This is a genomic window from Salipiger sp. HF18 (assembly GCF_011806505.1).
GTDB lineage: Bacteria > Pseudomonadota > Alphaproteobacteria > Rhodobacterales > Rhodobacteraceae > Salipiger > Salipiger thiooxidans.
In genome coordinates, this window is the sequence record NZ_JAATOS010000580.1 from 1 (window position 1) to 2,302 (window position 2,302).

The 2,302-nt window shown below is 67.4% G+C and carries 2 protein-coding genes and 1 pseudogene; 2 read left to right on the forward strand and 1 reads right to left on the reverse strand.

All coding sequences use genetic code 11. The annotated features are described in order from the left end of the window. Window positions 1-50: 50 nt before the first annotated feature. Window positions 51-1,013, forward strand: a complete 963-nt coding sequence (locus tag HC022_RS24385) for an ABC transporter substrate-binding protein (RefSeq protein ID WP_167454118.1) — start codon at window positions 51-53, stop codon at window positions 1,011-1,013. 131 nt (window positions 1,014-1,144) lie between these two features. Here the strand turns inward: HC022_RS24385 and HC022_RS24390 are convergent, their stop codons facing one another. After that, complete coding sequence (locus HC022_RS24390; RefSeq protein WP_008885925.1) at window positions 1,145-1,468, reverse strand: iron-sulfur cluster assembly accessory protein; 324 nt, start codon at window positions 1,466-1,468, stop codon at window positions 1,145-1,147. Between the two features lie 111 nt (window positions 1,469-1,579). On the opposite strand from HC022_RS24390, the pseudogene dgt reads away from it, so the two are divergent. Beyond that, window positions 1,580-2,293 (forward strand): annotated as a pseudogene (gene dgt, locus HC022_RS24395) (dGTP triphosphohydrolase); the annotation flags it as partial. Between the last annotated feature and the right edge of the window lie 9 nt (window positions 2,294-2,302).

The following is a 2,302-nucleotide window of genomic DNA, read 5'->3' on the forward strand; positions in this document are numbered from 1 at the left end:
CCCGACCACCGAACCGCTCCCTGAGCCTGCTCACTGAAGGAGACGCATACATGAAACTGCTGACTTCCACCGCGCTGAGTGCCGCGCTGCTTGTTCCCGCTCTGGCAAAAGCCGAGAGCCTCACCTTCGCCTGGACCCCGAACCCGCAGACCCCGCAGGTCGATATCGCCATCGAGAAGGGATACTTCGAAGATGCCGGGCTCGACATCGAGTTCGTGTCCTTCCCGACCGGCCGCGAGGGCTTTGAGGCGATGATCGGCGGGCAGGTCGACGTGACCTTCATGGCCGAGTTCCCCGCCGCCGTGGGCGCGCTCACCGGACAGGACTTCGCCGTGGTGGGCGACCTCGCGCGCTTCACCGGCAGCCGGGTGATCGTCAACACCGCCTCGGGCGAGGTGGCGGGCCCGTCCGACCTGGCGGGCAAGCGCATCGGCACCACCATCGGCACCAACGTGAACTTCTACCTCGACGAGATCCTCTCAGGTGCGGGGATCGAGGCCGAGGTGGTGGGCGCGGCGCCGCCCGACCTGGTGCCGGCGCTGGCACGCGGCGATCTCGACGCCATCGTGCCGTTCCCAACCTTCTACGGCGCCGCGAAATCGACGCTGGGCGACAGCTACGCAGAACTGCGGGTACCGGGCTACGACGTGCACTACATTCTCGCGGCCACGCCCGAGATGACCGGCGAGAAATCCGCCACGCTCGACGCCTTCATGGCGGCGCTCGCCAAGGCGGACGCGGATGTGCAGGCCGACCCCGAGGCCGCGATGGCGTCCGTCGCCAGGTCGATGCAGGGCGCGATGACGCCCGAGGCGCTGGCGCAGATGTGGCAGGATGTGGACATCGGGCTTCAGCTCGACGAGGGGCTTGCAGAGCTTCTGGTGCGCGAGGCCGACTGGATCCTCGCGCAGGGCGTGGTGCGCGGCGAGGCGGTCGACAAGGCCGCAATGCTCGAGATTTTCGCGCCAGAGGCGCTGCGCAAGGCCTCCCCGGAGGCGGTGAGCCTGCCGTGACACCGCCCCGCAAGCCATGACCGACCGTGCCCTGGGCGGGGCCGGTCATGGCGTGCAATCTGTCGGGAAAAACAAAACGGGGCGCAGAGTTGCGCCCGTTCTTCATGTCCGGAAGGCCCGGAAGCCGGATCTCACATCGAGAAGCTGGTGCCGCAGCCGCAGGAGCTGGATGCGTTCGGATTCTCGATGGTGAACCGCGCGCCGATCAGCTCTTCGGTGAAGTCGATGGTCGCGTTGGCGAGGAACGGCAGGGAGATCTCGTCGATCACCACGCGCTCGCCAGATGCCTCGAGGACGAGATCGTCGTCGGCGGGCTCGTCGAGCTTGATGTCGTACTGGAAACCGGAGCAGCCGCCGCCCTCGACGGCCACGCGCAGGGCCTTGCCCTGTGCGCCGGCGCCGATCTCGGAGAGGCGGGCGAAGGCACGGTCGGTGACTTTGGGGGGCAGATTCATCTTGGGACTCGCAAAGGTTTATCTTGCTGCGTCCGCATAATATAGGGAAGCCAAGGACAGGCGGCAACCGGGCAACACGATCCGGCCCGCGCAGACGAAAGGCGACAGCGCATGGCGATCTACGCTTGCGATCCGGCAGCCGCGCGCGGACGGCGCGTGATCGAGGAAGAGAGCGCCTTCCGCTCCTGCTTCCAGCGCGACCGGGACCGTATCATCCATTCCTCGGCGTTCCGCCGGCTCAAGCACAAGACCCAGGTCTTCGTCGAGCACGAGGGCGATTTCTACCGCACCCGGCTGACCCACAGCATCGAGGTGGCGCAGGTGGCGCGGACCATGGCCAACGCGCTTGGGCTGAACACCGACCTGACCGAGGCGGTGGCGCTGGCCCATGACCTCGGCCACACGCCCTTCGGCCACACCGGCGAGGACGCGCTGCACGAACTTATGGCGCCCTATGGCGGCTTCGACCACAACGCGCAGGCGCTGCACATCGTCACCTCGCTCGAGCGCCACTACGCCGAGTTCAACGGGCTGAACCTGACCTGGGACACGCTCGAGGGCATCGCCAAGCACAACGGGCCGTTGCTACCGCTGGCCGAGGGCGAGACCCTGCCGGTGACGCTGGCCGCCTACAATGCCGTCCACGATCTCGAGCTGCACACCCACGCCAGCGGCGAGGCGCAGGTGGCGGCGCTGTCCGACGACGTGGCCTACAACAACCACGATCTGCAGGACGGGCTCCGGGCCGGGCTCTTCACCGAGGACGAGATCGCCGAACTTGCGCTGATCGGTCCCGCCTATGCCGAGGTCGACCGGATCTACCCGTAGAGAGAC